The organism is Pontiella agarivorans (assembly GCF_034531395.1).
Classification (GTDB): domain Bacteria; phylum Verrucomicrobiota; class Kiritimatiellia; order Kiritimatiellales; family Pontiellaceae; genus Pontiella; species Pontiella agarivorans.
Map to the genome: position 1 here is coordinate 320,275 of NZ_JARVCO010000007.1, position 25,820 is coordinate 346,094.

The following is a 25,820-nucleotide window of genomic DNA, read 5'->3' on the forward strand; positions in this document are numbered from 1 at the left end:
GGGAATTCATACAACGCTTACACGCCGTTGGCGCTGTCCGAGGGGCATCGTCCAATAAAAATATCAGGAAATGAAAAGGAAACCATGGATTCGGTGTATTTAATAGGATCGTTGATTCTGATCGGAGTGGTTCTGGCCGCCGTGTGGCTGGACCGCTGGAGTGTTCCGGTCATCCTGATTGCGCTTTGCGCCGGAATTCTCTGCGGCAGCGATGTGCTCAATCTCTGGTACTTCGACGACATCAGCCTGACGAAGCAGATTGCAAACCTGGCGTTGGTATTCATCCTCTTTCATGGCGGCTTTTCGACCCGTAAATCGGACTTCCAGGCGGTGGCACTTCCGGCGGGAGGGCTGGCTACATGGGGCGTTATTCTGACGGCGGCCACCACCTTCGGCGTCTTACGCTACCTGCTCGAATGGCCGTTTGAGCAGTCGATTCTGCTTTCCGTCATTATCTCCTCCACCGATGCGGCGGCTATTTTTTCGATTCTCCGCCGGCAATCACTTCCGAAAAAGCTCTCTTCAATCACGGAAATTGAAAGCGGGGCCAACGACCCGATGGCCGTGCTGCTCACGGCCGCCGTTTTGGGCATGCTGACTTCGTCCGACACGGCTCTGCCGATGACCGTGGTTCAATTCATCTGGAAATTTTCGGCGGCACCGCTGGTGGGGTGGGCGATCGGGCGCGCAGGTCTGTGGCTGTTTAATCGTCTGAGCCCTCAGGACCGCGGGCATTATTATGTCCTTTCGCTGGGTATGATCCTGCTGACCTACGGGATTGCGGATGCGCTGCAGGCGAGCGGCATGCTCGCGGTTTTTGTTGCCGGCTATGTGATGGGGAACCGGCCCTTTGTTCATAAACAGGGGGTGACCAATTTTTCAGCGGCGCTCTCCACTGTGGCCAACATCGCCATGTTCGTTATGCTGGGGCTGCAGGTGTTTCCGCACCAATGGGCGAACATCTGGATGCAGGGCATTATTGTTTTTGCGGTGCTGACGTTTATCTCCCGTCCGCTGGCGGTTTTGATCGGAACAATCGGCATGCGCCTGGGATGGAAGGATAAGACGTTTATCGCCTGGGCCGGGCTGCGCGGATCGGTTCCGATCGTGCTCGCCACCTATCCCGCCGCTGCGGGGCTCGCCGTCGGTCAGGATATTTTCAACATGGTTTTCTTTGCGGTCCTCCTGTCTATTGCGGTGCAGGGAAGCACACTGGGGGTGCTGGCAAAATGGTTGAAGCTGACCTGTCCGATGCGGCCCAAGCCTTTGTTCAATCTGGAACTCGTCACCATGAGCAAAAGCGATTTCGATTTGATTGTCGTGGATCTTCCCGATCCGCAGGATGTGATCGGTAAAACCATTGCCGAACTTCAGCTTCCCGCCGGAGCGGTGATCACTTTGATTACGCGGGGAAAACTGCTGATCGCTCCCAAGGGATCGACTCATCTGCACGGTGGAGATCAGGTGACCGTACTGGCCCATGCCAGCGAAGAGGAGGCGATACGCTCGGTTCTGCTGGATGCGGTTGCGGAGGAAGCTTCAGTTGAAAAGGAAGAGCTCCCGGATCAGCATGCCGGTGATGACGGGGCATCCGCCGCAGAGGAGATGCTTAAGGCGGTATCCGGAGAATGTCTCATGGACATCAGGATTGAACGGGTCACAAACCGTCAGCAGGTTGATGTGCTGGCCTCGTTGGCTGCGGAAATCTGGAATGAGCATTTTCCGGAAATAATCGGTCAGGAACAGGTGGATTACATGCTGGAGCAGTTTCAAAGTATTGAGGCGCTCGAGTCCCAGATAGACTCCGGCTATGAATACTATCTGGCTCTGCACGGTGATGATCCGGTGGGATATCTGAGTCTGATCCCGAACTATGTCGATGGAAAACTGATGATCAGCAAGATATACGTTAAAGGTCCATGCCGCGGATCGGGTCTTGGCGGAATCTTTCTCGAATACAGTAAAGCTCGTGCGAAGGAATCCGGTGCAGATGCAATCTGTTTGACGGTCAACCGAAACAACACCCCGGCCGTTGAGTGGTACCGGCGGAAGGGTTTTGAGGTTACCGATGAGGTAAAGAAAGATATCGGCTCCGGATTCCTGATGGACGATTTCGTCATGGAATGCACGCTCGACTGATGCCTTCGGATGACGGTTCTTTTTACCGGCTTTTACTGACGCCGGAAAATGCCCTCAAGAATGGCGGGTTTTCCGCCGGGGGTTGCGCCGTATTCGGTGACGGGCGTTTCCTGAACAAAGCCGGCCTCAGCCAGTTCCCTGATCAGTTGTTCTTCCGTCAGGAAGCAGGCCGGTTTTCCGGAGAGTCCGGTGAAGATAAACGGTTCGCCTTTGATCGGTTCGGCTTCCGGCGGAAGCGTACTTCGTGAAAAGGTGTAGATAAAAAGGGGCGCGCCGGATTTGGCGGAACGGGCGGCTTCGCGGACGGCCGTGCGGAATTCTGCTGCTGATCGGGCCAGGTTCCAGACGCCGTGCGCGACGATAAAATCGAAGCCTTCATCTTCGACCGGCAACCGGTCCATCGGGGCGGGTTCAAGCTGCAGCTGTTCCGTCAGGCCGCCGTCGTCGGCCCGCCGCCGCGCCGCTGCGAGCATGGATTCTGAAAAGTCGAGCCCGAGCACGGTCCAGCCCGCCTTCGCCAGAGGAACGGCGTTGCAGCCCGCGCCGCAGCCGATGTCGAGGAGCCGGTTTCCGGTTTTGCATTGAAGTTCCTTTTCGGCAAAGCGCATCAATACGGAATTCGGCGGTGTGGAAGAAAGCCGGGCCACCATCTCCGGATCACTCCAGGGTGAATCAGCCCAGAATTCCAGGCGGTTGCCTTCGGGGTCTCGCAGAAAAAAGGCTTCCCCGCCCATGGTGCAGTTGCGGATCGGATCAACGGCAATATTCCGGTCTTTGAGTTGTTGCCAAACCGCATGCAGGTCGAAAACCTTGAAAGTGAGGGTGATTCCTTTTCCAAGGTTTGGAAGAATGCTGGTTCGGCTTGCGTCGGCCACGCTTAGACAGGCGGTCGGTGTCAGGAAAAATTCCACCATCCAGTCGGTGGAACCCTTTTCTTGCAGGCCGATTTGATGGCGATAGAACGCAACGGTTTCGGGCCAGTGTTTGCAGTAGAGAATGGTGTTGGCGGCTTCGAGCTTCATGTTGTTCTGTCCGGCTGTTTTATTCGTTAGAAAATTCTTCCATGTAGCACACCGGACTGAAGGATTCGTTGCGCGTTTCATTTTCCTGCAGCGCAAACTTCAGGATGGCTTCGGCATGAATCCGGGTGGTGTCATAGAGCGGCAGCGGGGAGTCGGATTCTCCGATCAGCAGGCTCAGTTCGGTGCAGCCGAGAATAACCGCTTCGACGCCCTGTTTCTGTAAATCGGTAATCATGGTTTTCATGGCTTTTCGGGAAGTTTCTTCAGTGATCCCGTGCGACAGCTCTTCCCAGACGATGCGGTCGAGCTCGGTGCGTTGGCTGTTTTCGGGAATCAGCGTTTCAATGCCGGCTTCAGCGAACGTTTTCTGAAAGAAGCCGAATTCCATCGTGGGTTTGGTCCCGAGCAGGGCCACTTTGGTGCGTTGATCCTTTTTCAGTGCGGCGGCCGTTGCATCCATAATGGTCAGAATGGGCAGCGGGGATTTGTCGCGAATCCGGTCATAGGCATTATGCGGGGTATTGGCCAGAATGGAGGCAAATCCGGCACCGGCTTTTTCCAGCCGTTGGAGGGCGGTGAGCAGAATGGTTGCCACGCCGTCCCAGTCATTTTTTTCAAACCGGGTAACGAGTTCCTGCAGGTTCAGACTTTCGAGGGTGATTTCCGGAAAGTTCAGTCCGCCGGTCCGGCGGTTATATTCCCGGCAGAGAATCTGATAATAGTGAACCGTTGATTCCGGGCTCAGTCCGCCGATTAAGCCGATCCGTTTCATGAGGTCTCCTTTTCCGTTCAGGGTTAGGTGTGACAGATGTTCTTCAGCTCGTTCTGCAACACCTGGGCATGACCGTGTGCGGTATCTTTTGCCGCGTACAGCAGGGTGAGTGTTCGTTTCGGGCAGCGTTCAATCAGGTGCGTCAGCTGTTCGCTTTTTGTTTTCAGTTCATTTCGATAAAGCCGGCTGAATACCGGCCATTTTTCCGGGTCATGGCTATACCATTTTCGCAGTTCCGGACTGGGGGAGAGCTCTTTGGCCCATTCATCGATTTCGGCATTTTCTTTTGCGACTCCCCGCGGCCAGAGCCGGTCCACCAGCACCCGCCATCCGTCTGACGCGGCGGGCGGGTCATAGATCCGCTTAATCAGAATCCGTTCGGGCCGGGAGTTCATGCGTTGGCCTGGGCCTCCTGTTTTACCGCCTTTGGAAAAAGGATATTGTTTTCCAGGTGAATGTGCTGATGGAGATCATCCTCCAGCGCGGCGAGCCCGTCGTACAATGCCGCAAAGGTCGGGCAGGCTCCATCCGGGAGGGTGTAGTCTCCGGTCAGTTTCCGCATGACTGCCAGTTCATTCCCTGCATCGTCGTGCTCGATTTCCATCTGGCGGATGGGGTTGGCCACACTGCCGCAATGGGACATGGGTTGTGCGGCATTGCCGTTGATAAAGGCTTCGGTGGCTTTAATCAGTGGAAACAGAATCTGTTCCTCTTTCATCAGGTGGGCCTCGAGCTCGGCGCGGACGGCGGTAAAGGCCCGGCTGAGTTTTCCGAGCATTTCACCATGGTGTTCTCCGTGGGCAATCTGTACTTTTTCCAGCAGTCCATCGAGGCGGGGCAGCTGTTCTTTTGTGAAGGCGTGATGGGTATCGACGATGTGATCGATCAGCCGGGAGAGCGCCACGTTGTTCCAGTCGGTACTGTCTGTTGTCGGCTGCTGCAGCAGCGTTTCATGCAGTGTTTTTTCCACGTCTGCCCAGGAACGCCCGGCGGATTCCGCGGCTTCGAGCAGCGTTTTCTTTCCGCCGCAGCAATAGTCCAGCCCCAGTTGTTCCAGAGTCTGGCGAAGCTGCGGGTATTGGACGACCAGGTCGCCCACGGTGAGGTTCGGTTCAACGGATATTCGGTTCATCATTATTCTCCGGGTTAACGGTATTCTGATTATTTCCGCCCGATCAGATCGGCCAGCGTGGTTTCTTTCAGTGAATCCAGAAAGGCCTCGGTGGCTACCTGCAGGGCTTTCTTCAGTTTACAGCGGCCATCGAGTACGCAGGTGTTGGTATCCGCGTTGAAACATTCAACCATGTCGAAGTTGGTTTCGAACTGCCGGACCACTGTGGCAAGATTAATGGAAGCCGGTTCGGCCCCCATCGAGATGCCGCCGCCGTACCGGCCGCGCCTGAGCGTGAGGTATCCCAGTTTGCCCAGCTTATTCACAATCTTGACCGTATGGCTGTAGGATATGTCATAGGCTTCGCTGATCTCCCGCGAGGAAACCTGCGGTTCTTTGCTGCGCGCGACATACATCAGGATTCTCAAAGCATAATCGGTATTCTGTTTCAGTTGCATCGTTCATTCTCCGTTGGCGGCGGGAATGCCCGCCGCCCGGTGAATATATCAGCCGGCCTTCGGCAGATTAATTCTTTTCCCCGGCGGTTTGGGGCTTTCGCAGCAGCCCGGCTCCGAAGAACAGCAGGAAGCCGACGCCGCCGAGGAAGACCACATCGCCGATCATCCGCAGCCAGCGCAGGTTCTGCACCCAGCCCTGCTGGAGAAAGTCGGCACTGCGCGCATACCAGAGGCCGACATCGACGCTGGCGACGGTCTGAGCAATGCCGATAGGCAGCAGGCTCAGCGCAATCATCAGTGCAAGTCCGCCGTTCATGCCCCAGTAGGCCAGTTTCAGCACGCGGTCATTCCAGACCCGGTCGGGCTGAATGCAGCGGATGACGAGCAGGACCAGCCCGAGACTCAGCAGGCCGTAGACCCCGAACAGGGCGGCGTGCGCATGAACCGGCGTGGTGTTGAGCCCCTGCATGTAATAGAGCGCAATCGGGGGATTGATGAGGAATCCGAATACGCCGGCCCCCACAAAGTTCCAGAAGGCGACGCCCATGAAGAAGGTCAGCGGCCATTTGTAACGCTGCATCCATTCGGCACTTTCAATATGTTTGCTGGTTTCCCGCGCTTCCAGGCCGATCAACAGCAGCGGAACCACCTCCAGCGCCGAGAACATGGCGCCGATGGCCACTACGGAGAAGGGCGTGCCGGAAAAATAGAGATGGTGGAACGTGCCCGGAATTCCGCCGATCAGAAAGATGCAGCTGGAATAGAGGACCGCACGGCTGGCGCTGCCGGCTTTCACCAGCCCGAGTTTGCAGAAGATGGTGGCAATGGCAATCGTGGCGAAGACTTCGAAGAAGCCTTCCACCCACAGATGAACCACCCACCAGCGCCAGTATTCCATGACGGAGATATGGGTTTTGGCGCCGTAGAAAAAACCGGAGGCATAGAAGAGGCCGATGGCTGTGGCGGCGAAAATAAAGATGGCGACCATATGACGGTTGTCATCCTTTTTCTTCAGCGCCGGCCACAGCCCGCGCAGCACCAGAATCAGCCAGAGCAGAAGACCGGAAAACAGCAGAATCTGCCAGAAACGGCCGAGGTCTACATATTCATAGCCCTGGTGGCCGAACCAGAAATTATATTTCAGCTCCATGGTCTGCATCACGCCCAGCCATTCGCCGGCCAGCGATCCCGCCACCACCAGCAGCAATGCAAAGAACAGCACATTCACGCCCAGACGCTGGAATTTCGGTTCACGGCCGCCGATGATCGGGGCGAGAAAAAGGCCGGCCGTCAGAAAAGCCGTGGCAATCCAGAACATCGCAGTCTGAATGTGCCAGGTGCGGGATACGGCATAGGGGAGAAATTCAGCAATCGGAAACCCGAAAAATTCCTGACCCTCGACGGTGTAGTGTGCAGTCAGCGCACCGAGCATCACCTGCACGCCGAACAGGACAAAGATCACCAGCGCATATTTCCACAGCGCTTTCATGGAAGGCGTGATGACCAGTTTTTTCAACGGGTCGATGGCGGGGACGGCCGGAAGTTCGTCGTATTCCGCATTGCGGCGGAATGCTTCATACCAGACCAGGCCGCCGACCGCCGCCAGCAGGGAAATAATGCTGATCATGGACCACATAAAATTTGCGCCGGTGGGGGTATTGCCGACCAGCGGTTCATGGGGCCAGTTGTTGGTATAGCTGATCGGGAGTCCCGGCCGTTCCGCAGCGCAGGCCCAGCTGGTCCAGAAGAAAAATCCGGCGAGCTGTTTGCGGTGAATCTTCTCCTTCACCGCATGCTCATGCATGGCATAGGCTTCCCGGAGATCCCGCAGTTCCGGTTCGCCGCTGAAAAGCGATTCATAATGGGCGGCCACCACACGCATGGCGGCGGTCCGGTCGTCGGAAATCGTGAGCAAGCCCGTTTCCGCATTGTATCCGTTATGCCGCATCTCCTGTTCCAGACGTGCCTGCAGGCCGGCCTGTTCGCCGACTCCCGCCTGTTCGAAATCCACGCCGAATTCACGCTGACTCCAGATGTTGAGCAGCGCGATACTTTCCCGATGCAGCCAGTCGGCTGACCAGTCCGGTGCCTGATAGGCGCCGTGACCCCAGACCGAGCCCATCTGCTGGCCGCCGGTGGACTGCCAGACCAGCTGGCCCTGCTGAAGGTCGTCGAGCGTAAACAGCTCTTCGCCCGACGCACTCACAATCCGCTGCGGCAGCGGCGGGGCCTCTTTGTAAATATCAATTCCGAAATAGCCCAGTATCGAAAAGGCTACGGTCAGGCATAAGGTCAGTGCAATCCAATGTTTCTTCGTACTCACGAATCGTCTCCTGTATTTAAAGATTCATACGTGTAGAATATTTAAAATGCAGAGGTCGTCAATATAAACATTCATACAGTTTGAATGTTTAGGATAAGGCGCAACCCGGGAGAACGAGCCGGTGAATATATTATGGATTAGTCTGCAGTGATTTGCGTAGATTTTTCCGTACTGAATGTTCGTAATCCCGCTGCGTCATACCGCGTTGTTTTTCATCGGATTGCTTATAAGCCGCCGCGATGGCTGCGCTTTATCCGGTTTCTGTGTAGAAAGAACTGCAGCATCCGGTGAGCGTCAGGAGAGCGAAAACCGGGATTGCGGGTTTCATCCGTCGGCCTTCAGTACAGCAGCGGTCAGCAGTACCCAGCCGGCAATAAAGAAGAGTCCGCCGATGGGGGTGATGGCGCCGAGTTTTGTGATGCCGCTCAGCGAGAGCGCGTAGAGGCTGCCGGAAAAAATAAGCATTCCGACCAAAAAACTCCAGCCACTGGAACTGAGCAGCCCGGACTGAAATTTAAGCGCCAGCAGGCCGACGATGAGCAGGGCAAAGGTGTGGTAAAACTGATACTCCACCCCCGTCTGCCAGACCTTCATCATTTTTTCGGAAAGTCTATCCTGCAGACCGTGCGCGCCGAAGGCTCCGAGGATGACACTGATTGCGCCGCTGAGGGCACCGAGAGAGAGAAAGAGTTTTGCGATCGTATTCATTCTTCATCCATCCATTTGAGGTCGGAAATCTGGAGGGTTGTTTTTCTGCCGGACTGTTTGTCCGAAAGTTCAAGATCTTTCGCAATCCACATGCCGTCCATCTTCTTGATGCTTTTGATCTTCAGGCGGGTCAGCTGTTTCTCTGCTTTATCCAGGGTCTGCGCTTCCATCACCATGCCCATGTACTGATCCACCCAGAGCCGCATGATGTTTTCGCTTCCAGGGATTGGAACATCGATAATGTAGGTGTCGCGGTTGAGCTTTTTGTCTTCGCCGATGAGTCTGGAATTCGGCCACCAGAGAACGGAAAAGCTGAGGTCGGCCCAGGTGAAACCGGTGCCCATGATTTCGGAGGTCGGCTGCTGCCCGGCTTCGGAAAAGGTGTAGTTCGGGCGGTCGTTCTGCCAGGTGATGGTCAGCTCTTCCTTATCGATTTTATAGTGCGCCGTTGCGGGGGCTGCATGCCAATCGAGTTCCATCGTTACAGGATAGGATTTGGTGAAGCCGTTTTTGGCTTTGGCCTTCAGTTTTCCCGTCAGTTTCAACGGCCGCGACGGCAGCTTTTTCTGCACCATGCTCAGAATGTGATCGGCCGACGGCTGCTCCGCAGCAAAACTAAAGGTCGAGACGAGCAATGTGCCTGCTAATAGTATGTTTTTCATGTACCACCCACTTCGTTAGAGGGCACGGAGTACACGGAGGAAAGTCTCTGCAATCTCAGTGTTCTCCGTGGTTAATTTATTCTGTTGCGGAAATCTTCAGCGCATAGCGCAGGGCCTGGTCGATATTCTTGACCGTTTTGAATGTCAGCTTCTTTTTTACATCGTCCGGAATTTCGGCGAGGTCGATCTTATTCTTTTCCGGCAGCATAATGTGTTTAATTCCGGCGCGCGATGCGGCGAGCACCTTTTCCTTCAGTCCGCCGATCGGAAGGACACGTCCGCGCAGCGAAATCTCGCCGGTCATCGCCAGATCCGGGCGGATCGGGCAGTCGGTCAGAATGGACAGAATCGCCAGCGAGATGGCGACGCCGGCCGAGGGACCGTCTTTCGGTGTTGCTCCGGCCGGTACATGGATATGCAGGTCGGACTTGGCAAAAACAGCCGGATCAATTTTAAAGGTCCGGGCGTTGGCCTTGAGATAACTCAGCGAAGCGCGTGCCGATTCTTTCATCACATCACCGAGCGAGCCGGTGAGAATCAGGCCGCCTTTGCCGGGCATCTGCGTGGCTTCGATGAAAAGAATGTCGCCGCCGTACGGGGTCCAGGCCAGGCCGGTTACCACGCCGGGCATGGCGGCGTTTTCCGCCACGTCCTTTTCAATTTTAATCGGGCCGAGAAAGCCTTTGAGCTTGCGGGGCGTGACTTCAACCGGGCGGGTTTTCCCTTCGGCAAAACCGCGCGCCACTTTACGGCAGACGTTGGCGATCTGGCGCTCCAGATTCCGCACCCCGGCCTCGGCGGTATAGCCGCTGATAATGGTTTCGAGGGCTTCAGGTTTAAATTTAACCTGTCCGCGTTTGAGGCCGTGTTCTTTGATCGCCTTGGGCACGAGGTAGCGCCGGGCAATCGCGGTTTTTTCCTGCAGGGTATAGCCGGAAATGCGAATGACTTCCATGCGGTCGCGCAAGGGACCGGGAATGGTTTCGAGCATATTTGCGGTGGTGATGAACAGCACCTTCGAAAGGTCGAACTGTACATCGAGATAGTGATCCTGAAAGGTCGAGTTCTGTTCCGGATCCAGCACTTCGAGCAGGGCCGAGGCGGGATCGCCGCGGAAATCGCTGCCGACTTTATCGATTTCGTCGAGCATGATAACCGGATTGTTGGTGCCGCAACGGCGCAGGCTTTCAATAATGCGGCCGGGCATGGCGCCGATGTAGGTGCGGCGGTGTCCGCGGATTTCGGCTTCGTCGTGCATGCCGCCGAGCGACATGCGGACAAATTCACGGCCGAGTGCACGGGCAACGGATTTTCCGAGTGAGGTTTTTCCAACGCCCGGGGGCCCGGCGAGGCAGAGGATCGGGCCCTTCATATCGCTTTTGAGTTTGAGGACCGAGAGATATTCCAGAATGCGGTCTTTCACCTTTGCGAGTCCGTAGTGGTCTTTATCCAGAATTTTCTGCGCTTCCAGAATGTCGAGATGATCTTCTGTGGATTTGCTCCAGGGCAGTTCGGCCATGACGTCGAGATAGGTGCGGATGACGCCGTGTTCCGGCGATGCGGGGGGTACCGCTTTCAAACGCTGCAGCTCTTTCTCGGCGGCTTCGCGGGCATCGTGCGGCAGTTTGGCTTCGTCGAGTTTTTTTTCCAGTTCGAAGATTTCGCTGGCGTGCGGGTCATCCTCGCCGAGCTCATTCTGAATGGTTTTCAGTTGTTCGCGCAGAAAGATTTCGCGCTGTGTTTTGGTAAAGGTTTCGTGGACCTTGTTTTCAATTTTATTGCCGAGCTTCAGGATCTGAAATTCGCGATTCAGAAATTCCATCAGCTTTTTCAGCCGTCTGTTCGGACTGGCTTCGGCCAGGAGGTTTTGGCGCACGCTGAGCGGGATCGGCAGATTGGTGGCAATCAGATCGGAAAGCTGGGAGGGCGATTCCATATTGAAAATGGCCACGCTCAGTTCATCCGGCAGGTTGGGCGACATGGCGACGATCTGCTGGAACTGTTCAGACGCGCTGCGGGCGAGGGCCTGGGCCTCGAGCGTATCTTCCAGCTGATCGTGGAGCATGGTGTAGTGCGCGGTCGGGTATTCCTCTTCGGTCAGCAAATCCGTCATCTCGCAGCGTGACAGACCTTCTACCAGCACGTGGGTGGAACCGTCCGGAAATTTGAGGGTTTTTATCAGGCGCGCCACACAACCGACTTTATAAATGTCGTCCTGTGTCAGGTTGGCTTCGTCGATCTCATCTTTTCGCTGCAGCGCGGTGATAAAATGCGGCGTTTTTGTGGAGAGTTCCGTGACCAGTTTTTTTGACTCTTCCGTTGTGATCACCAGCGGGGCGACCATCTGCGGAAAAAGGACGAAATTTTTCAGGGGCATCACCGGCAGGAGGTCGGGGACCTCGGCATCCGGTATAATTTCAATTTCAACTTCGTTGTGATCTTCCTGTGCACTCATAAAAGGGTTCTTCTTTCAATATTAACAAGGGTTGGAACCCTAAACCACCTGTCTCCCAATGTCTGGAAAAAAGGCGGTCAAAATCCGGCGCTGCTCTGCATGGGATCGGGGCCCGGAAGCGGACGCGGCGGTATGCCGCGCCGCAGGCAGAGGTTTGCTTCCGCAGCAAAATCCAGGGGGTGTCAGAGGCCGAGGTTCAGTTTGAAGGAGAGGTTGTAATATTCCTCGTCGTTAACGTCGTCGATATATTCGATTTCGAAGTGATTGCTGACGGCATACACCATGAGGTTGGACATCAGGCCCATCGAGGCGTCGTAGGATGCGACTTCGCTCCATGTTTCGGACGACAGGTTATCCGCGCGGTTCACCCGATAGCTGACGTTGCTGATGGCATCGGGATTGAGGGTAAGCCGGACAATCGTGTTGGTGGAAACGGCCAGCCGGAAGTTGCCGGTGTCAGCGGGGTAATCGGGGCTGGTGGACCAGACCTGGCCGAAGGGTTTGCCGCTGCCGTCGACGTCTTTGGACCAGATGCCGGCGAGCAGGTTGGTGCCGTAATCCACGGCGCCGATGGTGGCAGGCATGGCGCGCTGGGTGCCGAGCTGATCCGTCGTTAGCGAAGAGGACCCGGCGCTGCCGATCAGCGGGGAGCCGGGCAGGGGAACGTGAACGCGGTGGTCGGGGTTATAGCGGATCAGCAGGGAGAGCCCATGGTCCGTGCCGATGTGGTTGTTCCCCAGGGAAAAGGTGCCGGCGAGGACGCCGATCTTGTCGATCACGCTGTTGCTGATCGAGGCGGTGCCCGTCAGGTGCTCGATTTCCGGCCCCGATGAAACGGTGTTGCTCGCCACGGTGACGTGGTTCATATGGAAGTCGCCCGATTCAGCGCGGATAATTTTCTGGTCAGCGAGGTTTCCGGAGAAGGTGCTGTTGCATATCCGGCTGTCTCCATTGTAGAATCCGACCGCACCGATGCTGTTGGTCGCCACATTGCTCGAAAAGGTGGTGTTCGAGATGGTGCTGGTGGTGGACTCGGCCAGAAGGGCGCCGCTGGAGAGGGCGGCATTCCGTCTGAAGGCGCTCCGGTTGATGCTGAGGATTCCATAGCCGGAATACAGTCCACCGCCGAATGAGGCGGTGTTCCTGGAAAACCGGCTCCCGCTGAACTCCGTTTGACCGTAATTTATGACGGCACCCCCATAAACCGCGGTGTTGCTGCTGAACCGGGTATCCCGGACCCGTACGCTGCCGCTCGAGTTGACGGCCAGTCCGCCGCCTCCGTAGGCTTCGTTATACTTCAGCCGGCAGCCATTGAGTTCCAGCGTCCCGTCGACATGCGCGCTGCCGTAGCCGTCGGTCAGGTTGTAAATGAGCCAGACTTTGTCCAGCACGACGCTGGAGAGGTAGGTGACATTCAACGCGGCTCCGTGGCCGGGGTCATAGCCTTTGCTGAGGATCATGTTGCGCAGTTGCACGGTGAGCGCGCTGGGGGCATCGATATTGAGGAGCCGGAACTGATGCCCGGCATCCAGCAGAATGCGGCGGGGTTCGTCATCGTACGCATACCCGTCTCCATACCCGGTCGTCATAGCATCCGCGACGGCCGGAGCATGGGTGGGCAGCGTGCCGTCAATGGTCAGGCTTTTGCCGATGGTCAGCGTGTTGGTGAGCTGGATCGTGTCGTTGGTTCCGCCGATGTCAAAGACGATGGTGTCGCCGGAGGCGGAATGGTTGATGGCTTCGCGGAGCGAAGTGCCCGACCCGTTGGCCGGATTGAGGTTGCCGTTGTCTTCATCGGTCAGGGTGGTCACCGTGTTGGTGGCGGCGAGGGAGCTCAGCGGCAGGAGAATTGCAGCGGTCATGCAGACGATGACCGGGTGGCATGAAAATGCTTTCATCGGTACGCTCCTTGTTTTCAACTAACGGAATTTTAGGAGCGGGGCGCGGGCTTGTATAGATCTTATCTCAATAAAACACCTTAAAATAAGTATATGAAACTCATCTATTTCTTTGCGCAGAAGCGGGATGCGGCAGGAGTTCGACGGGTCGGGGAGCTGCGGGGTGCGCCCCGGCGGAAGCCGGGGCGCTTTGAATTCGGGGCTTTGTTTATTGTGTGTTGACGCGGAAGAAGGCGGCAGCGTTGGTGGTTGGAAGGTTCACGAGATTGGTCATGCCGTCGCCGGGGAAATTGGTGGCGAAATGCCACGTGGTATTGGTCAGGCTGGGGGTCCATTCCACGATGTGGGTTGCGCCGGACTGCGATACAAACGACAGCCCGAAGTTTCCGTTGGAGAGGACCGGGGAGAGGATGGTGACCGGATCGGGGATGATCCCTCCGCCGACGACAAACCCGGAGAGGCCGCGTGAGCCGAGGCGGGAGGAGGCGAGCCAGCTTGTGAGGGTCTGAGAGCCGCTGGAGGGATGGCTGAATGACAGCCCGGAAAAGCTGTTTTTATAATAGCTGATCACTACGCTGTTTGTGGCTTCGGGAAGAACTGCGGGAGGCACCCAGTTTGTGGTGGCCGGGGACAAGGAACTGCTGGTTACCGTTGACCCGGTTTCAACATTGCGGATGTAGGCAAAGGTGGAGTCCCATCCCGCTGGCCCGGTCCATTCCATGGCGGTTGAGGCGGTAATTCCGGTTGACCCATCCAGCGGTTGTGTAATCAGCACCGGGGCGAGGTCGTTGGTGGTGAGTGAATCGACCGTGATGGTGAATTCATATTCGTAGGTGGCCCCGTTGCGGTCGAAGTAGATGGTCCAGGGCCCGGCTTGCAATTCGTCGATCACCGCCTGCAGCGTGGAAAAATTAATGGAAGACGATGAGTTTTCCGTGCCGGAGCAGCGGTTGTTGGGCGATACCACTTCGTCGAGGCTGGATGCGGGATTAACGTTGTCCAGACGCGGTAAAATCAGGTAGTGCGTGTTGGTGCCGGAAGTGACCCGCTGAATTTCAATCTCGAATTCCGCTTCGTGGCTGACACTGTTGCTGTTGTCTCCGGTATACGTATAGCGGATGTTGTCGAGAAACGCGGAATCCGGATAGAAGGCGTTGGTATCATCGTTGGAGAAGGACCAGGTGAGATAATAGATGTCATTGGAGGAGAGGGTGACGGTGTGGGTATCCCAGCCGTAGGTGTCATAGCCCTCGTAATAGAAGAAATCCTCATCATAAGAGGTTCCGTCGTCGTACGAGTAAAATTCGAAGGAATCGCCATCGCTCCCGAACAGGGCCCAATCGAAGGTGATAACTGCGGGACCCTGGACGATGGCTTCCAGATAAGAATATCCCCATTCACCGGCCGAGCTCTGCAACGAAGAGGAGCCCGCAGTATAGTCCGCAGAGGAAACGGCCCAGGGTTCATATTCGTCGGTATACCAAGTGAAGCCGGGGCATTCAACGGCGAGGTTAAATGGATCGGAGCAGGTGTTGCTACCGGGGGCTACAAACGCTGTAGAGTCATAACTGCTGACATCCGCCGATGCAGTCCAGCCGGTGAGTGGAGATCCGCCGCCGGTCATCGGCGTGGTGAAGGTGATGCCTGCAAAGCTGTTGGTCTGGTAGGCGAGATAAATATAGTTTGTGCCGGGCAGCACCGGAGACGGCGGGGTCCAGCTGTTGAAGGGGGCCGGAGCGGTGTAATAGTTTCCGGGTTCCGGCGGTTGTACCCCGTTATGCACCTGAATGTGGATTTCGGGAAACAGCGACGTGCCGGTCCATTCAATGAGCGGCTGATTGGTGGACACCGAGGTATAATCGGCCGGGTTGGTGACGGAGGTTTCGCCGAACATTCCTTCACTCAATCCGGAAATACTGACGGTGAACGTATATTCTTCCTCGGAGGGATCACCGACGTTGGTGGTGAGGGTCCATGGTCCGTCGGTAGATTCATCAATCACATCCGAATAGGTTTGGCTGCCGTAGCTGTAGTCATTCAGGCTTCCGGTGTTGCGATAGAACAGACCGTTCGGGGATTCGACCCGGTGATACGTCAGCGGTTCTTCACCGCCGTCCGCGTAAAAATTGATGTATGGATAAAGCGACCCTCCCGTGCGGTCGAGGTTGAACGTCATGCTGATTTCAGCAAAAGCGCTGCCGACTGAGAACATGGCAATGAGATAGGCCGCCGTTTGGCGGAGGCTGCAGAACAGCCGGAATGGATTGCGGTGGACGTACGCAGTCATAATTTTTTCTCCCTTTTGAATTGCTGCGGTTACTGCAGGGATACTTCTGCCAGAGAATTTGTGAAGTCAAGAAATATGAAAAATATGATTATTATATACGTGTTAATCGCGGGGCTTTCGTTTTTTCTGGGATCGGCAGTGTTGAAACGCTTTACTCTTTGTTGAGATATAAAAGAAGAGGTTGGAATGCTTTCACAGATCAATTCAGGTGCAGTGGTGGGAATCGAGGCTTTTCCGGTTGAGATCGAGGTGAATGCCGGGCACGGCGAACCGAAAGTGGTCATTGTCGGGCTTCCCGACGCCGCCGTGAAGGAGAGTTCGGACCGCGTCTGGACGGCATTGATCAACTCCGGGTTCCGCCCGCCGATGGGCCGCACCACCATCAACCTGGCCCCGGCCGATATGAAAAAGGAAGGCCCGAGTTTTGACCTTCCGATTGCGCTGGGCATTATTGCCGCCCTCGACGATCTGTCCCTCGATCTGCTTCCAAGGGTTGGAATCGTCGGCGAGCTGGCGCTCAGCGGCGCGGTGCGGAAAGTGCGCGGCGTGCTTCCGCTTACTCTGATGGCTAAAAAAGCCGGGCTCAAAGCCATTATGGTTCCGGCGGAAAATGCGGAGGAAGCGGCCGTCGTCGACGGCATCAAAGTGTTTCCGGTCAAAAACCTGCGCGAGGCCGCCGACTTTCTGAACCAGGACATCAAGCTGGACGCCTATCGTCTGGATATTCACTCCGTCTTTGAATCCAACAGCCGCTACGACGACGACTTCTCCGATGTGAAAGGGCAGGAGTCGGCCAAGCGCGCCCTCGAAGTAGCCGTGGCCGGTTCGCACAATATTCTGCTCATCGGTCCGCCGGGCACCGGAAAGAGTATGCTCGCCAAACGCATTCCCTCCATTCTGCCGAACATGACGCTGGAAGAGGCGCTGGAAACCACCAAGATTCATTCCATTTCCGGAACGATGAAATCGCACCAGGCGCTGGTGGCGACGCGCCCGTTCCATTCGCCGCACCATACCATTTCCGATGCCGGCCTGCTCGGCGGCGGAACCAACCCCATGCCCGGGGCCGTGAGCCTTGGTCATAACGGCGTGCTCTTTCTCGATGAGCTGCCGGAATTTCAGCGCAGTGTCCTCGAGGTGATGCGCCAGCCGCTCGAAGACGGCGAAGTCACCATTGCGCGCGCCGCCGCGAGCGTGACCTATCCCTGCCGCTTCATGCTCGTCGCCGCTATGAACCCGTGCCCGTGCGGTTATCAGACCGATCCGAAACGCGAGTGCCGCTGTTCGCCGACCCAGATCGCGCGCTACCGATCCAAAATCTCCGGGCCGCTGCTCGACCGCATCGATATCCACGTTGAAGTGCCGGCCATCTCCTACGACGAACTTTCAAAGCTTGGAAAAGGCGAGCCCTCTTCCAAGGTTCGGAAACGCGTCGTGGCCGCCCGCGAAATTCAGCAGGAGCGATATAAGGACCAGCCCGGCACGCACTGCAACGCCAACATGCGCAGCAAAACCCTGCATCAGGTCTGTCGAATGGAGGAAGACGCCGAGCAGATTCTCAAAACCGCCATGAGCGATCTCAACTTCAGTGCCCGCGCCTATGACCGGATTTTAAAAGTTGCCCGCACCATCGCCGACCTCGCCGCCGCCGAAACCATCCAGCCCAACCACATTTCGGAGGCCATTCAGTACCGCACCCTCGATCGGCAACTTTGGGTTTGATTTAAATCAGGAAAAATCGGCGGATCAGGAAAACTGCGCTGCCGAAGCAACCGACGAGTCCAAGTGTAGAGGGTTCCGGGATGGAAAATGTCGGTCCGGCCTCATAGGTCACCTGATCAATAATCATCGAGCCGGTGCCGGTGGGAGTCGGGCCGGAGCCGTCACCAATTACCATAAAGGATCCCTCGGAGGAGGCATAGGCCGCTCCGTGATAGAGTACGATACTTTCATCGAGCCGATAGGTCACGTTTCCATCCTTCAGCAAAAACTCAAACGTATGGAAGTCGCTGGTCATATCCAGTGCGTTGGTAACGTCGTTATAGGATCCGGCCAGGTCGGTGGCATAAGAAACCGTCGAGTGATTAAAGGTGAAACCGGCATACGATGAACCGTCTGCCAGATAGGCGGACCACGAGGTGGCTCCCGGTGCCAGTTTTGTTCTGACTTTCAGGTAATTGCCGGAGGCACTGTCCGCCAGAGACCAGTTTGTCGGGTGGCCGATTGAGTTTCCATTGCCGAACCAGATGCCGGCCGAAGGAGCGGTCGTCAATGTCAACTCGCCCCCATTCAGTGAATATCCTGTCCCGGCGAAAACAATGGAGGAAAACGGGTTTGCTAACGTATTGCTGTCGGGAAGGTCCGAGGCGTCATAATCGATCAAGAGTCCGCCCATGCTCTGACCGGCCGCTAAAACGGTAACCAACAGCCCCGTTAAAATTGCATTTCTTTGTTTCTTCATTATCCGCAACTCCTTGATTGATCGGGAGACGCTAGCAAATCGGCCTTCGTCCACAAGAAAAGAAGTTAAACTATTATCATAATATTCATGTATGAAGTTGGAGAGGAGCAATAGTGGGGGCAGGTGTCAGTCCTGTTATTTCAGTATTTCTGTAGTCATGCCAGTGCTCGTCACCGCCGAAATCATCCGGTCGCACCACATCTCTGAAGCCATTCAATACCGCACCCACGATGGGCAGTTGCGGGTTTGAAATGCAGGCGCGGTCCGAATGGATGTCATTCCAGAATGCCGATATGCCCCCGCGTTGTTCCCCGTTCGCCAAGCCGGATCATGAGGAGCACCATCGATAGTTTTACACCCGGATGCAGGATGACCTCGGAAAATTCCGCAACATTCGCGTCCTTGTGTGCGATGGATTCGCTGCGGGCCTCCACGGTTAGTGGAGCCAGCTCTTCGGCAAAGGCCCAGGCCGCATCGCGTGCTTTTCCCATGCTGAAATTCACGATGGCATTGTCCACACTGCCGAGAAAGCGGCTCAGTATGGCGAGAGGCGGCCAGATCTCGGCCAGCTCATTCTGCACCTGGTCGACGAGGCGGGCCAGTACGTCGTTGATTCTGCCGAAATCCGATTTGAGGCTGGGCAGCTGTTCGGGCGGAACCGTCTCTGCTGCGGCAATGCCGAGGTCGAGATTGATGTGTGCATTCATGCCCATCAGCAGATGCTGCAATACGATCGGCCGCCACCGAGAGGATAAAGCAAATGCGTGTTCCCACGATTGCGTGGGCGTTTGCCCGGTTAGCGAAGCATGGCAGGCCTGTATGTATCGATTTGCGAAGATGATATCGAGCCGCTCCATGCGCGGGCCGTCATCGAAAAATCCATCGATGATGCCCTGTTTAACATGAATGGTAACTTTACGGTACAGTGCGGCGAAGTAGCCGATACGTAAGTTTTGTTCCTTGGACCAGTCGATGATGAAGGTCAGTTGATCAATGACGCCTTCGATCGTTTTTGCGGGCGTTGCGATTGAATCGAGAAAACGTTGATCCGTCATTATGTCTTCCTCTCCTCATGAAACGTTGCGTGATGTTGCGGTCGCGATTCAGCAGGCGCCATATTAAGGAGGGAACTGTGCAGGACAAGGCGCAAATGGGGCGTGAAGTACGGAGCAGTCCGGTTTATCTGGATCTATAACGCCGCCGAAAACTTGGCGCAACGGCGATGCGCGGGCTGTTCCCGAACGGAAAGATGCGATTGGATTGGAACATATACACGCTCTGCCGTAAGATGCTCTCACAGGAGAGGGCGTTATGAAAAAAATATTCAATGCGGTCGTGGTGGTTGCTCTGGGCTGGTTCATCGGATCGCCCTATGTCACGGTTCATCAAATCAAAACCGCCATCGAAGAGGACAATGACGAGGCGCTTATGAGGCAGATTGATTTTCCTGCACTGCGGGAAAATTTCAAAGAGCAGCTGCAGGGCGCCTGGCAGAAAAAGATGGGCATTCCGCAAGAGAACAGATCGCTCGGGGGTTTGGTGGGGGCCGGTTTCGGCAACATCCTGATCGATACGATGGTGGATGAGTATGTCACGCCCTCCGCCCTGACTGAAATGATGCGCTGGAAGGCGGATGCCGGGTATCAGGTTCCGGGACGATCGCCGGACGCTGAGCACGAAACGGTTTTTGCCGATGCCCGGCTGAGGTATCAGGCCTGGGATACGTTCGCGATCATTTTACCCGGCGACGAAGGAGATGTGCTTAAACTGATCCTTCAACGCCGCGGGATCGGCTGGAAGCTGACCGGCATGGTCGTCCCCTCCGGCGTTTGGGATTAGCCGGCCTCGCCGTCGCCGAAATCATCCGGTTGCACCACATTCCCGAAGCCATCCAGTACCGCACGCTCGACCACCAGCTTTGGGTTTGATAACGAAATAACAGGACTGAGATCTGTTCCTTTGTGAACCACGAAATACACGGAAGGGAAAGACGGGCGGTTCATGGGGTAGGGCTGGTTCGCCGAACCCGCCGCACGGTGGATAAGTTTTCACCGCAGAGGTTTTTAGACAGGATTTACAGGATGGACGGGATCGTTATGTAGCTGCGATCCGTGATCGCGGAGCGGTGAAAAAGACGGTGCGGATCGGCGGGATCGCGGCTCCCTCCCTACAAAACTTGACCACCACGGAGAGCGCAGAGAAACGAAGTGAGGCAGGTGCGCGCGAGCAATGCGATGCATAATTTCCAGAGGAAATAATGAGTGAAGCGAATGTTTCACCGATTGCAGCGAAGCGGCAAACCCAAAATTTCCAATCATTGGAAAAATGCAGGCCACGTCCCCGACGTGGCGGGCGGTTAAAGTGTAGGAACGCTTCACTCCGCGGAGCGGGGAAAGCGTTGGTCTGCGGCAGGGGGATCGTTTTCCTCGTTTCACGAGGTGAAACGATACTACGCCTTCCAATGATTGGAACGGGTAGGGCGGGACAAGCCAGAGCGCTATGCGCAAAACCTCCAAACTCCTCTAACCCCTTTCCTTTACTTAAACCTAAACCCATATAGACTGTATGTCTATTTTTACTGTGCGTATGGGGCGTGCAACTGAGTGGGCGGATGATTAGAAAAATGCGTTCTGATCTTTTGGATAATATCTGAGGATATGACTATATATTACGGGACTGACCTCTTTTATTAAAACTTCCATAATACCCCTTAAATAATAAGAATCGGCAGTCTACGTTTCCTGCAAAGATGCTCGTAAAGGTGTAATGAAATTGCTTGAGGTTGCGTCGGTTTCCCGTTGAAAAAAAGATGGATTAAGTTAACTAATCATTATTTTGCGGAAAGAAAGGGCGGGACGAATGAATCGATCAAATTGGAGGGCGTTAGTGCGCGCAGGGGTTCTATTGGGGCTGTGGTTTGGTGTAAGCGTGCAAGGAGCATTGAACGCGCCGGAATTTGGTCTGGAGGAGCGGCTGAAACCGGTGGAGGTGGCGGTCAGGGTGTTGCATAAAAATCGCCCCGTAGCCGGAGTGATGGTTTCCGCATTTTCGACGCATGATCTGCTGTTTGCGGGGGGAAATGAACGATTGCGAACCAATGCCCGCGGTGAGGTTGCTCTGAAGCTGTATGGGGGAGAGTGGCTGATTCAGGCGGGTTCGAAGGGAGACGTGCGCGAGCCTTTGTTGCTCAGTAAACGTATTGTTGTGAAGGATGCCGGATTGAAGGTTGTTCTGAAGAGTGCGCGAGTTTTGTCGTGGAAGGTGATTTTGCCGGAAGGGGGATTTGTCCAGCGGAAGGGCGCTCAGTTGTCAATGCGGGATGGAACCTGTCCGTATCATTGGTGGTCTGTGAGCAGGCAGCGTCGGTCAGGTAAGATTTATGTAAGTCAGAATGTTGATTTGCAAGTAGACTATTTTGAAGAAGAGTTGGGGCGTTTCGTTGTTGCGCAGGCCGATTTTGATCAGCATTCCAGCGTTGTGATGCGTCCAGAGGTTCGCGTTTCAATGGCCGGGCTACCGGCCGGAACCCAACAAGCGACGGTTGCTTTTCGTGGGCGTACCTGTTCGGCGATCGAGCATCGGATACCAATGGAGCAGGGCAATGAACTCTATGCGACTGCGGGGTATTATGACATTGCTTTGGCCTACGATGTGGAGGGCGTCGGCCGTTATCATTTTTATCCGGAGCCGATGCCGGCGGGAGAAGCGTTGGCGATTGAGGCGACGGCGGCGCTGAGGCCTGAGGTGTATCAGCGGGCGGATCAAAAAAAGCGCCCTTACAACAAATATTTTTTTACAGCACAGGCCTTTTTGCGGAATCGGAATGGTTTTTTGTTACAGGATCTGGTGAACGGTAGGCGTAAACAGGCGCTGATTTCTAGCATGACGATTTTGGATGGCAAGCAGCCGTTTGCAGCGGCGACCGCGTTGAAGGCTGGCAAGTATCGCCAAGAAGCAAAGGTTGATTCCGCCATGGCAGAAAGGCTGCGTTATCGCTTGGAAAGCCCGGTCCCATTGGTGGATTGCGGTTTGATTAAGCCGTATGGCGACGTGCTCTATCAATCCGGTTTGTTTGATCTCTGGGCCCCGGATCGTTTTCCCAAACGAGCGGCAGCGCTGTTGAATTATGCGAATTATACGCAACCCTTCTATGAACCCTTTCGGTTGACCGGAGATGAAATTAGCAAAAAGAATCGCGGTAAACTACGGATTCATCCTTCATTTGAGGTTTTGGCCTATGGTTCGTATCACGGCGGAACGGCCTATTGGATGAGTTCTTTTTTGAAAGTGGTGAATGAGCATAACGTTGCGGAGGCTTTGGCCGTGGTGCATGAAATCCTGCATACCTATGGGTATGGGCACAATTATATGAGTCTGGGGCAAAATGAGCAGCGGCGGCGCTATTTTGAGGCGGCTGATCATGGCGCTTATTATACGGTTGTGAAAAAGGCCAGTGAGACGGCCTCCATATATGAATTTATGACAGGAAACCTTTCTGCGAAGGGGGGTGGGCTTCGCGTGTTTCTCCATCACATGTTTGGAGCGGAAACTTTTCTGAAGCATTCACACTGGACGAAGCGGTATGGCAAAACGCTGGCGGAGGCGGGTATCGAAGGGGAATTGGCGCGTTGTGTCATTTATAGCGCTTTAACCGACATCGATTTGACGCCTTGGTATAAAGCCGCCGGGTTTGAAATCGATTCAGATCGATTTTTGGCCGGGGTGAAGCTATTGGAATAATGATGTGCCATCCGCGCGTAGGAACCGGGGACGGATTGAGACAGCGTAATGATGACTTTCATGTTTTTTTATGCTGTTCGACTTCGAAATTCCAGGGGTCAGAGTACCAGCGTGAGTCGAAGGGGTCGGTCCGATATTATAATATTCTGGGTTTGAGCGCCCTGTAAATGATTCCAAGGGTTGGAACATTTGTGCCTCTTTTTCCCTAGGTGGTTTGGCCGTTCCACCGTCCGCCCCATCAGGGACGTGGCCTACATTTTTCCAATGATTGGAAATTTCCATCCGCCTTCGCAAAGCTATGGCGTGACAGGAAGGTTGGAACTCCATGTCCTCTGTGGTGAAAAAAAACCATCCACCGTGCGGCGCGCTGGGACAGCGAGCCCTACCCAATTGATATCCCGTTCATCCTGTAATCCTGTCTAAAAAATAACTTTGCGTCCTTTTGTGGCTAATCTCCTGTGCACGTGCGGCAGGTTCGGCGGTTCCCTGGTGCCACTCAGCTTATTCAACTGAGGAGCTTTTTGCTTTCCCCTTTTTCCAACGAGAAATGGCCTCAATTCTCGAAAGGGGAAAATCTCAAATTTTGTGGGGCCAAACCTACAAGCGCGTGGGGCCATGAAGCCCTTTTATAGATTTTTATTCATGCGTTAGGTTAGGTGGCATCTTTTAGATGAAGGTTTTGTGTACAGGTGTTGGAGGATGTTAGATGAAAATGCGTTGGGCGGGGTATTGGTTGTGTGTGGTGCTGGGATGGACCTGTGTGTTGGGGGTGCCAGCGAAAACGGATCGCCCGAATATGGTCATTGTTATGGGGGATGATGTCAGTTGGACGGCGTTTGGATGCACGGAGACGCCTTATGCGGCGCATACACCGCATATTGATACGTTGGCTTCTCAGGGCATGCGGTTTTCGAACTTTTTCTGTGCGGTGGCTACGTGTACGCCGGTGCGGACGGAACTCTATACGGGGCTTTTGCCGCCTCATAGTGGGGTTTATGCCAATGGCTGTCCGTTAAAGCCAGGAACGGAACACATGGTTCAGTATTTAAAGGCGCTGGGCTATCGAGTGGGGTTGACGGGAAAACATCATTTTGACCGTATTGATGACTTTGAGCGTATTGAGGGGTTTGAGGTTGATTGCGTGAAGCCGGATCCAAATTGGAATATGGAGGGGGTTACCTCCTTTGTGAAGGATGCGCAGCGCAAGGGGCAAAACTTTTGCCTCGTCATTGCCTCCATTCATCCGCATGCGGTGTTAGTGGATGGGGATCCTTCGCGGTATCCGCCGGAAGAGATTGTGTTGCCGCCTCATTTTGTGGATACGCCCGCCACGCGGACGATGTTGTCGAAGCAGATGGCGGAAATTACGGAATTGGATCGGCAAGTGGGCGCAACGATGGCGCTGTTGGAAGAAGAAGGGCTTGCAGGCGATACGCTCATGCTGTTTTTAAGTGAACAAGGAAACGCGATGGCGCGTGGAAAGTGGTCGATTCATGATTGGGGTAATCGGGCGGTGTGTATTGCGCGTTGGCCGGGGCATATTGAAGCGGGGTCTTGTACGGATGCCATTGCTCAATATTGCGATATTGTACCGACCTTTATTGATGTGGCCGGGGGTGCGCCGCTGGACCATTTGGATGGGAAAAGTTTGTTGAAGGTGTTGGAAGGAAAGACGAAGACGCATCGGAAACAAGCCTATCTCAGCTATGGGAAAGCGCAGCACTATCAGCGCGGGGTGGTTGATCAACGGTACAAATTGATTTGGACGATGGATCCGTCAATTCCGTATGCGTCCTCCGCAGTGGTGACGCCGAAGAATAATCAGAAATGGTATGCAAAAGCCTGGCGCGAATGGGAAGCGCAGGCAGCGGTAAATGAACAGGCGAAGGCGCAGGTGGAACGCTGTTTAACCTATGAAGAATTTATGCTGTTTGATGTGCAGGCAGATCCTTTTGAGCTGACGAATTTAGCTGATAATCCCGAAAATGCGGGGCTGGTGAAGCGCATGCATGAGCAGTTGTTGGCACAGATGAAGCAGTTGGGTGACGATGTGAGTCAACCGATTGTGAAAAAGAAGCGCCGTAAGGGGCGCGGCCATTGATCTGATGGTAGGAGATGACGCGGTTAGCGGAGTGTTGAATTTTGGGATTTATCTTTTTTCATCCGAATGGAATTGTTTGGGTGCGGGTTTGGCCCCGCAATCGCCTTGTACTTCAAGGTTCTGAAATCCGGATTTCGAGTGGAAGCGTGCCGACTCGGAGCCACTCGAAAGGGTTGGTCCTCGCGAAAGGGTCGGTCCTCGGATTTAAGTATCGCTGAAAGGTAAGCGGAAAACGTGTGTGCGGTCGGCACGCGAAGCGAGTCTTTCAAAAGGGATGGTCCGTGAATTCAGGAATTTGTGACACTCGGAGAGCAGGTGTCAGTCCTGAATGGCACTTCCTTAAGCATAACTGCCACCCATTCATGGAGCAGGCGAGCCGCCTGCGGTACGACTGCTGTATCGCCCGCATCTTACGAGCTCCGAAACCGCCGGAATGGCGGCGGCACAAGTTGTATCGCAGGCGGCTCGCCTGCTACGTGCCGTCGAAAGGGTAAGTCCCGTAATCTAGTAAAAAGGGGGCGGTCCGATATTATAATAATCCATCAAAAAAATGCCTGAGCAATTAGCATCAGCATTTTTCAGGTCTGAATTTTTCCGATGCTTGGAACTGCCGTCGTCTTGTTTTCCAGGGATTGGAAAAGCCTCCTGTTCCTCCGCGCTCTCCAGCGCAGCGGGTGGTGAAA

The 25,820-nt window shown here is 55.0% G+C and carries 19 protein-coding genes; 5 read left to right on the top strand and 14 right to left on the bottom strand.

Going from position 1 to position 25,820, the window contains the following annotated elements; all coding sequences use genetic code 11:
- The first annotated feature begins 84 nt into the window (after positions 1-84).
- Positions 85-2,139 carry a potassium/proton antiporter gene (locus tag P9H32_RS06340; RefSeq protein ID WP_322608044.1) on the top strand — a complete coding sequence of 685 codons (2,055 nt, stop codon included), beginning with the start codon at positions 85-87 and terminating at the stop codon, positions 2,137-2,139.
- Positions 2,140-2,171: 32 nt separating this feature from the next.
- Here the strand turns inward: P9H32_RS06340 and P9H32_RS06345 are convergent, their stop codons facing one another.
- The 11 genes from P9H32_RS06345 to P9H32_RS06395 form a co-directional block, all read right to left on the bottom strand.
- Positions 2,172-3,161 carry a methyltransferase domain-containing protein gene (locus tag P9H32_RS06345; protein WP_322608045.1) on the bottom strand — a complete coding sequence of 330 codons (990 nt, stop codon included), beginning with the start codon at positions 3,159-3,161 and terminating at the stop codon, positions 2,172-2,174.
- Between the two features lie 19 nt (positions 3,162-3,180).
- Complete coding sequence (locus tag P9H32_RS06350) at positions 3,181-3,933, bottom strand: aspartate/glutamate racemase family protein (RefSeq protein ID WP_322608046.1); 753 nt, start codon at positions 3,931-3,933, stop codon at positions 3,181-3,183.
- A gap of 23 nt (positions 3,934-3,956) precedes the next feature.
- Positions 3,957-4,328 (bottom strand): DUF488 domain-containing protein, encoded by a 372-nt coding sequence (locus P9H32_RS06355; RefSeq protein ID WP_322608047.1) that lies wholly within the window; start codon positions 4,326-4,328, stop codon positions 3,957-3,959.
- Positions 4,325-5,068 carry an iron-sulfur cluster repair di-iron protein gene (ric, locus tag P9H32_RS06360; protein ID WP_322608048.1) on the bottom strand — a complete coding sequence of 248 codons (744 nt, stop codon included), beginning with the start codon at positions 5,066-5,068 and terminating at the stop codon, positions 4,325-4,327. Before ric ends, P9H32_RS06355 begins: the two co-directional genes overlap by 4 nt.
- A gap of 26 nt (positions 5,069-5,094) precedes the next feature.
- The gene (locus P9H32_RS06365; RefSeq protein ID WP_322608049.1) at positions 5,095-5,502 is read right to left on the bottom strand and encodes an RrF2 family transcriptional regulator; all 408 of its coding nucleotides are present in this window, start codon (positions 5,500-5,502) and stop codon (positions 5,095-5,097) included.
- Between the two features lie 67 nt (positions 5,503-5,569).
- On the bottom strand, positions 5,570-7,825 hold the full coding sequence (locus P9H32_RS06370) for a nitric-oxide reductase large subunit (RefSeq protein ID WP_322608050.1): 2,256 nt from the start codon (positions 7,823-7,825) through the stop codon (positions 5,570-5,572).
- Between the two features lie 324 nt (positions 7,826-8,149).
- Positions 8,150-8,533 (bottom strand): DUF423 domain-containing protein, encoded by a 384-nt coding sequence (locus tag P9H32_RS06375; protein ID WP_322608051.1) that lies wholly within the window; start codon positions 8,531-8,533, stop codon positions 8,150-8,152.
- Entirely contained in the window at positions 8,530-9,195 is a 666-nt protein-coding gene (locus tag P9H32_RS06380; RefSeq protein WP_322608052.1) for an outer membrane lipoprotein-sorting protein, read from the bottom strand. The genes P9H32_RS06375 and P9H32_RS06380 overlap by 4 nt, the downstream gene beginning before the upstream one ends.
- A 76-nt stretch (positions 9,196-9,271) precedes the next feature.
- Positions 9,272-11,650, bottom strand: coding sequence for an endopeptidase La (gene lon / locus P9H32_RS06385; RefSeq protein ID WP_322608053.1), 2,379 nt, complete (start codon positions 11,648-11,650; stop codon positions 9,272-9,274).
- A gap of 182 nt (positions 11,651-11,832) precedes the next feature.
- On the bottom strand, positions 11,833-13,548 hold the full coding sequence (locus tag P9H32_RS06390; RefSeq protein WP_322608054.1) for a hypothetical protein: 1,716 nt from the start codon (positions 13,546-13,548) through the stop codon (positions 11,833-11,835).
- Positions 13,549-13,756: 208 nt separating this feature from the next.
- Positions 13,757-15,835, bottom strand: a complete 2,079-nt coding sequence (locus tag P9H32_RS06395) for a hypothetical protein (RefSeq protein WP_322608055.1) — start codon at positions 15,833-15,835, stop codon at positions 13,757-13,759.
- A gap of 186 nt (positions 15,836-16,021) precedes the next feature.
- Here P9H32_RS06395 and P9H32_RS06400 point away from each other — a divergent pair, with 186 nt between their 5' ends.
- On the top strand, positions 16,022-17,557 hold the full coding sequence (locus tag P9H32_RS06400; RefSeq protein WP_322608056.1) for a YifB family Mg chelatase-like AAA ATPase: 1,536 nt from the start codon (positions 16,022-16,024) through the stop codon (positions 17,555-17,557).
- Between the two features lies 1 nt (position 17,558).
- Here the strand turns inward: P9H32_RS06400 and P9H32_RS06405 are convergent, their stop codons facing one another.
- Both P9H32_RS06405 and P9H32_RS06410 read right to left on the bottom strand, forming a co-directional pair.
- Entirely contained in the window at positions 17,559-18,296 is a 738-nt protein-coding gene (locus tag P9H32_RS06405; RefSeq protein ID WP_322608057.1) for a hypothetical protein, read from the bottom strand.
- A gap of 275 nt (positions 18,297-18,571) precedes the next feature.
- Positions 18,572-19,351: a DUF5995 family protein gene (locus tag P9H32_RS06410; RefSeq protein ID WP_322608058.1), complete on the bottom strand. Its 780-nt coding sequence runs from the start codon at positions 19,349-19,351 to the stop codon at positions 18,572-18,574.
- A gap of 256 nt (positions 19,352-19,607) precedes the next feature.
- Between P9H32_RS06410 and P9H32_RS06415 the strand changes: the two genes are divergently transcribed.
- A complete protein-coding gene (locus tag P9H32_RS06415) occupies positions 19,608-20,135 on the top strand; it encodes a DUF2939 domain-containing protein (RefSeq protein WP_322608059.1) in 528 nt (175 codons plus the stop codon).
- Here the strand turns inward: P9H32_RS06415 and P9H32_RS06420 are convergent.
- Positions 20,132-20,299, bottom strand: coding sequence for a hypothetical protein (locus P9H32_RS06420; protein ID WP_322608060.1), 168 nt, complete (start codon positions 20,297-20,299; stop codon positions 20,132-20,134). The two genes, P9H32_RS06415 and P9H32_RS06420, sit on opposite strands and share 4 nt — an antisense overlap.
- Before the next feature lie 1,216 nt (positions 20,300-21,515).
- Between P9H32_RS06420 and P9H32_RS06425 the strand changes: the two genes are divergently transcribed.
- Together P9H32_RS06425 and P9H32_RS06430 are read left to right on the top strand one after the other, a co-directional pair.
- Complete coding sequence (locus tag P9H32_RS06425; RefSeq protein ID WP_322608061.1) at positions 21,516-23,036, top strand: hypothetical protein; 1,521 nt, start codon at positions 21,516-21,518, stop codon at positions 23,034-23,036.
- A gap of 706 nt (positions 23,037-23,742) precedes the next feature.
- The gene (locus tag P9H32_RS06430) at positions 23,743-25,137 is read left to right on the top strand and encodes a sulfatase family protein (RefSeq protein ID WP_322608062.1); all 1,395 of its coding nucleotides are present in this window, start codon (positions 23,743-23,745) and stop codon (positions 25,135-25,137) included.
- Positions 25,138-25,820 lie beyond the last annotated feature (683 nt).